We start from the raw sequence: 6,000 nt of genomic DNA, 5'->3' as shown, positions 1-6,000 counted from the left end.
GCAAACCTCGTCCGTAGGATGTGAGCAATGATAGGCATCACGAGGCAGAGGGCAATAGCCCCACAGGACTACCGCTGCCTCACGGGAAGTGATATGATTGTAGATCGCTCTAATGACTGACTAGGGCGTGCCCTCTGGGGCAGTGTTTTTTTCTAATCAACCATCATAACTGCAACAGCCATGACGCAACGTACACTGGGCGGCACTGTCCGCAAACGTAAACGCACCTCCGGGTTCCGCGCGCGCATGCGTACCAAATCGGGTCAGAACGTCATCAAGGCACGGCGGCGTAAGGGACGGGCACGGCTTACCGTCTAGTGTTGCCGCGTCAACATCGCCTGCGCGATCGCCATGATTTTGACCGCGTCTATCAACACAAAACTGTCCACCACGGCAAACTGGCTGTTCTTTGGCTGGCGCCCCAATCCGCTAGGGAAGCACCACGGCTGGGTATTGTGGTCAGTAAAAAGGTCAGCAAGCGAGCCGTTGATCGGAACCGTTTGAAGCGGCAATGGCGGCGGGTGATTCGCCCCCTCTTACCGCAGATAGCTGCAGGGTGGGATATGATTGTGGTAGTGCGTCAGGCGGCACTGCAAGTGAGTGACGAAGACTGTCGCGCTGAATTGAGGCAGTTAATGGCCAAAGCAGGGATACTGACGATGCCGGGAATTTCCGAAGATGTTTTCTACGAAGGCGGTCCCCATTGGGGTGACTTGGTGATCAACTTGCTGTTGGGGCTAACGGTGATCTGTCTGCCCCTGACTGCGGGTGCCATTGTCCGTGCTCTCTGGCTGCGGTACCGCATTACGAATCGGCGGATTACGGTGATTGGCGGCTGGCTGGGGCGCGATCGCTCCGATGTCATTTATAGCGAAATCACCAAAGTCGTCACCGTTCCTCGCGGCTGGGGCGCCTACGGCGATATGGTTGTGACCCTCAAAGATGGTAGCCGCTTAGAAATGCGCGCTGTCCCCCGCTTCCGTGAAATTTACGACTATATTTCTACCAAATTGAGTCCCGCTGCCAAAAGTGTCAGTGGCGCGATTGGTTCTTAGGACCTAAGATAGTTCTGTTAACTGTTCACCCCTAATTGCAGGATTCCATGGATTTTGGTATCGGTTTCCTCTCCAACAATGTCATGCTGCCAATCCTTGATTTTTTCTATGGGATTGTGCCCAGCTATGGCCTTGCTATTGTGGCTCTGACACTGGTGGTGCGCCTTGCCGTCTATCCCCTGAGTGCCGGGTCAATTCGCAATATGCGGCGCATGAAGGTTGTCCAGCCGATCATGCAAAAACGGATGCAGGAAATCCAACAGAAATACAAGGACAATCCTGCGGAACAGCAAAAGGCAATGGCAGAGGTCTATAGGGAGTTTGGCAATCCCTTGGCGGGATGCTTCCCTCTGCTGTTGCAGTTGCCGATTCTCTTTGCCCTCTTTGCAACGCTGCGCGGATCACCTTTTGCCGATGTGAACTACCAAATCAACCTGCAAATTGTTCCCCCGGAGCAAGCTGTCTTAGCCCAGCCCTTTGCCACCAAACCGCAAAATATCTACGTTGACGAGGGGGTACACTTCCCGATTCAAGCGGTGGTTCCCAGCGGTACCAGGATTCCAGTCGGTCAAGTGGTGGATCTGCAGTTCCAAACCAAGGAGGGTAAACCCTATAGTGAACTGGTGGCGGCGTATCCCAATAGTCACTTGCAACCAAAGTGGCAAATTCTTCGCGGTCAAGAGCGAGCAACCATTGATAGCGAAGGTCATCTACAAGCCCTGCAACCCGGTGAGGTAACAGTTCAGGGAACAATTCCGGGGATTGCTGCTGATAAAGGTTTCCTCTTTATCTCTGCCCTTGGCCATGTGGGTGTCGTAGATCAGGGGGAACTCTTCATGGCGCTGCCCGACGGCACACGCCAGTTTAATTGGGGCGCGATCCACTGGGATATTCTCATTATGATCCTTGGCTTTGGCGTCAGTCTCTATGTCAATCAGTTGCTCTCTGGCCAAGGCAGCAGCAACAACCCGCAGCAGCAAACTGTTAATCAATTAACACCGATCATCTTCTCTGGGATGTTTCTCTTTTTCCCGCTGCCGGCCGGGGTACTGCTCTATATGCTCATAGCCAACATCTTCCAGACGGTGCAAACCTTTATTCTCCAACGGGAGCCGCTACCAGAGCATCTACAAAAACTTGTGGAGGAGCAGGAACGGGCTGAAGCCCTCAAAAATCGTGCTGCTCTTCCCTTTGAGGGGAAGGGGGCTAAAGGTGCTAAGGCCACCAAAGTCAAGCGTAATCCATCAAGTTGAGGGGAGGCATGACCGCTGATCCAATTGCTGCGGGGTGTGCATGGCTGGAACAGGCGCTTGCTTTAGCAGGCTTCAAGACAACCGTTGCCGTGGTGGAGTCGCCTTTGGCAGGCGTGGTGCCGGGCTACTGGCTAGAAATTGATCGCCAGTCCCTCAGTGCTGCGCAAATTGAGTCACTGCTGGCCAACAATGCCCAAGCCCTCGATGCGCTGCAATATCTGCTCAATGCTACGTTGAATTTGGGGCGATCGCGGGAGGAGCAAACGGCTTTTACCTTGGAGTTGGCGGGCTATCGCCGTGCTCGTTATCGCCAGTTGCAGGAGATTGCCCATCAGGTGGCGGCCCGAGTCCTCAAGACTGGTAAACCTCTTGAAATTTGCTCCCTTTCAGCAGCGGAGCGGCGTGTTGTTCACAGTCTCATTAAGCTAGAGAGCGATCGCCTGGAAACCTTTAGCCACGGTGAAGAACCCGATCGCCGCTTGGTGGTGCAGTTAGCCCAAGGGACTGAGGCCGAGGTGACGGCTGATGCGCTGGAGCAAGTATAGACCCAAAAGGGAGTTGCCACTCTTGTCGAGGGGTGGACTATAGCAGGCGATCGCCCCCTGTCGCGGCACAATGGCCAAAATCACGCCACTGACACCCGATTTCAGAGGCAAGCCAATTTCTAGGCCATAGCGGGGGGAGTCCTCGTAGAGGCCACAGGTGAGCATGAGCACATTCACCTGCTGACGATGGCGATCGCTCACCTTGGCATGGGGCAGTGCTAATAGGAGACCCAAGCGACCCACTTCCTCAATGGTTCCTTGGAAACAGCACACCTGATTGTAGATCTCAAGGGCAACCTCCGCATCGGCAATGCGTCCAGACTCGACTAAAAAGTGGGCAAGGGTGCGATTTTGCCAGTTGGGATGGCAACGGACTGCCCCTAAGACCTCCTGGTCCACCTGGAACTGCGTACCAGCACACTCATTAAGCCAAGTTTGAAGGGCCGTAGCACCACCAACATGGGCCAACTGGCTCGCGAGGGCGATCGCCCCACTATTGATCATAGGATTGCGCGGCCACCCCTGATCGAGGGTTAACTGCAACACAGAGTTATAGGGGTAATCTGAGGGGCGCTGCCCCACCCACGTCCACACCTCCTCCTGCCACAGCGTCAAGGCATACAGCAGTAAAAAGGGCTTAATCGCACTCATCAAAGGAAAGCGCAAACGGGAATGCCCAAGGGTAAACTGTTGCTCCGGTGTCACCACCGCAAAGGCAAAGGCCTCAGACCTCACCCCTGGTAGGCGCTGAAGCGGTTCCCCCTTGGAAATTTCTGTTGCAGCCGCCTCAAGCCACTCTTGGATGAGGTCAGGGTGGAGTTGCCCCAACATTACTGCACCTAGGCGTTGGCATCAAGGGAGAGTTGCTCGCTACTGGTCACCCGTCGCCGCCGCCGCCGACCCACGGGTACAGAGGCCTCTGGGGTGGATGCTTCACCAACGGATTCCACCTCAGTACTCACTTCTGGCTCACTGCTATTGAGCAGCGCGGTGGCCGGAATTGGCTGCACATTAATCGTGCTGACCCCAGGGGAGGGCAGCTCATCAGGAGTCTCTGGGGCCTCCTCTGGCCCTCCCTCACTAACGGGCCGCCTTGTTTTCTGGGGTAGGGGTAGGGGGTCTTGGCCGGGGCGTGCCACCATAACAATTGTTCCCCGCGGATTTTTCACCTCTTCAGGATAGAGAACCAAGGGTGAAATCCCCATCTCCGCATAGACCGCCTGCTCTTGATCCGTCATTGTTACGGTAATCACTTCCGCTGGTTCAGAGCGGCTCGGACGGGTAGGGCGCGGCGGACGGCTCTCCACTTTAACCACTGGCGGCGGAGCTGTTTCTGGAGGCGGGGTAACCACCTTGCGGCCATTACCATTTTCAGGGGTACGGCGAGGGCTGCGTGGGGTTGGGGGATGACTACTGCGGGAAGAACGGGGGCGAACCCCCCCCACCGCTTGATAGTCGGGGTGGTTAATGAGTTGAGTCTCTAGGCTGCTACTGGCAAAGCCGTTGGGCTCAGTGGGAGGTTCCAAATTGCGACGTGGCTCGGGTGGACGCGGTATCGGCGATCGCTCAACAATTTCGCCGGGGCTATCCTCCGGTTCACCGGGTAAATGCACCAAGTGACCCAAGCCACCACAGGCACTACAGGGACGACCAAAGAGTTCATAGATATTTTGGCCTTGGCGTTTGCGAGTCAGCTCCACCAGCCCCAGTTCTGAGAGTTGAGCAATTTGGGGACGGGCTTTATCCGCACGCAGGGCTTTACTAAAGTGCTCCAGCAGTTGCAACTGATCGCGGCGGGAATCCATATCAATAAAATCGACAATGATCACGCCAGCAATATTGCGCAGTCGCAGTTGGCGAGCAATTTCCGTAGCCGCTTCGCAGTTCGTCCACAGTACCGTTTCCCGCGAGGTGGCTGAACTGGTGAATGAACCGGAGTTAACATCAATGACCGTCAATGCCTCTGTCGGTTGAATGATGATATAGCCACCGGAGGGCAAATCCACGCGGGGTTTAAGGGCTTCACGGATGGCAGCATTCACCCGGAAGTAATCCAAAATGGGAATCGGTTCTTGGTGATAGTCAATGAGAACCCCCACGGCTCTATTGACATTCCAATTTTTCAGATGCTGTTTGACCCGTTTGACCCCATCGGGAGTATCCACCACAATGCGGTTGACATCGCTGCTATAGACATCCCGCAGCACTTTTTGGATAAAGTCATCATCCCGTCCTAGAAGCTGGGGAGGACGGCTGGAGGCTGCTTGCTGTTGAATCGCTTCCCACTGCCGTTGCAGGAGTTCGAGATCCTCAAGAATGGCCTCTTCGGAGACCCCCTCAGCCTCGGTGCGCACCAGGAGCCCCATACCCGCAGGTTTGACCAAAATACCCAAGGCGCGTAGCCGATGCCGTTCCGCTTCATTGGTAATTCGTCGCGATAGATTCACCCCCCGACCGTAGGGCATCAGCACGAGATAGCGTCCGGGCAACGATATATTTCCTGTGAGCCGGGGCCCCTTGGTGCCCGTGGGTTCCTTCATCACCTGAACCAGTACTTTTTGCTGTGGTGCCAGCAATTCCGTGATTGCCCCAGCAGTTCGCTTCAGGCGCAATGGGCCAAGGTCACTGACATGGATAAAGCCATTGCGGGAGGCGTCCCCCAAGTTGACAAAGGCAGCATCAATGCCCGGCAGGACGTTTTCAACAACCCCAAGGTAGATGTCCCCCACCTGATGGGTTCCCGTGGCTACGATTAATTCTTGAATTTGATCTTCGGCAAAGACCGCCGCTAGCCGATGTTCCTCGGCAATAATAATTTGCTTAGGCATCCATTATCCTTAGAATTTCTTAACAAAATAAACGTCAGCATCAATTGGCTAAAGGCATTTCGCACAGTACTTAGCCACTCTTGCCCCTGTAAGGGACGTGTGCAAGTTTGGCTTTAAGATGGTTGGGAAAAGGGTTCCTGTAGAGGCGGGTTGGCATTGGAACGCGAAACGCAGCTATGGTGATACCTAAAAAACTCTGCACGATTTGCAGAAAGGAAAGATGTCACCCCATGCCAGCCTTTACGAAAGTCTATGCTTAACCTTTGGTTTCTTAAGCGATGGAGGTTAAGCAACAGGAATTTTCTACAGTACCTCTAAT

General features: G+C 54.7%; 6 protein-coding genes and 1 pseudogene. 5 read left to right on the top strand and 2 right to left on the bottom strand.

Features of this window, described 5'->3' with window-relative positions:
- Positions 1-180 precede the first annotated feature (180 nt).
- The 5 genes and pseudogenes from rpmH to NK55_RS12180 all read left to right on the top strand — a co-directional run bounded on the left by rpmH (position 181) and on the right by NK55_RS12180 (position 2,853).
- Entirely contained in the window at positions 181-318 is a 138-nt protein-coding gene (gene rpmH, locus NK55_RS12195; protein WP_011056450.1) for a 50S ribosomal protein L34, read from the top strand.
- Positions 318-590: pseudogene (gene rnpA, locus NK55_RS13900) on the top strand (ribonuclease P protein component); the annotation flags it as partial. The gene rpmH and the pseudogene rnpA, both read left to right, overlap by 1 nt.
- Positions 591-659: 69 nt before the next feature.
- Positions 660-1,055, top strand: a complete 396-nt coding sequence (locus tag NK55_RS13895; RefSeq protein ID WP_041429969.1) for a PH domain-containing protein — start codon at positions 660-662, stop codon at positions 1,053-1,055.
- 47 nt (positions 1,056-1,102) lie between these two features.
- Positions 1,103-2,308 carry a membrane protein insertase YidC gene (yidC, locus tag NK55_RS12185; protein WP_024125991.1) on the top strand — a complete coding sequence of 402 codons (1,206 nt, stop codon included), beginning with the start codon at positions 1,103-1,105 and terminating at the stop codon, positions 2,306-2,308.
- An 8-nt stretch (positions 2,309-2,316) separates the two neighbouring features.
- On the top strand, positions 2,317-2,853 hold the full coding sequence (locus NK55_RS12180) for a R3H domain-containing nucleic acid-binding protein (RefSeq protein WP_024125990.1): 537 nt from the start codon (positions 2,317-2,319) through the stop codon (positions 2,851-2,853).
- Here NK55_RS12180 and NK55_RS12175 read toward each other — a convergent pair.
- Both NK55_RS12175 and NK55_RS12170 read right to left on the bottom strand, forming a co-directional pair.
- Positions 2,800-3,684: a glutaminase gene (locus tag NK55_RS12175; protein WP_024125989.1), complete on the bottom strand. Its 885-nt coding sequence runs from the start codon at positions 3,682-3,684 to the stop codon at positions 2,800-2,802. The genes NK55_RS12180 and NK55_RS12175 overlap by 54 nt on opposite strands.
- 8 nt (positions 3,685-3,692) lie before the next feature.
- The gene (locus tag NK55_RS12170) at positions 3,693-5,681 is read right to left on the bottom strand and encodes an Rne/Rng family ribonuclease (RefSeq protein WP_024125988.1); all 1,989 of its coding nucleotides are present in this window, start codon (positions 5,679-5,681) and stop codon (positions 3,693-3,695) included.
- Between the last annotated feature and the right edge of the window lie 319 nt (positions 5,682-6,000).

This window comes from Thermosynechococcus sp. NK55a, from assembly GCF_000505665.1.
In the GTDB taxonomy this organism is placed as follows: domain Bacteria; phylum Cyanobacteriota; class Cyanobacteriia; order Thermosynechococcales; family Thermosynechococcaceae; genus Thermosynechococcus.
The sequence above is the reverse complement of the archived record's forward strand: the minus strand, read 5'-3'. Positions and strand labels throughout refer to the sequence as shown.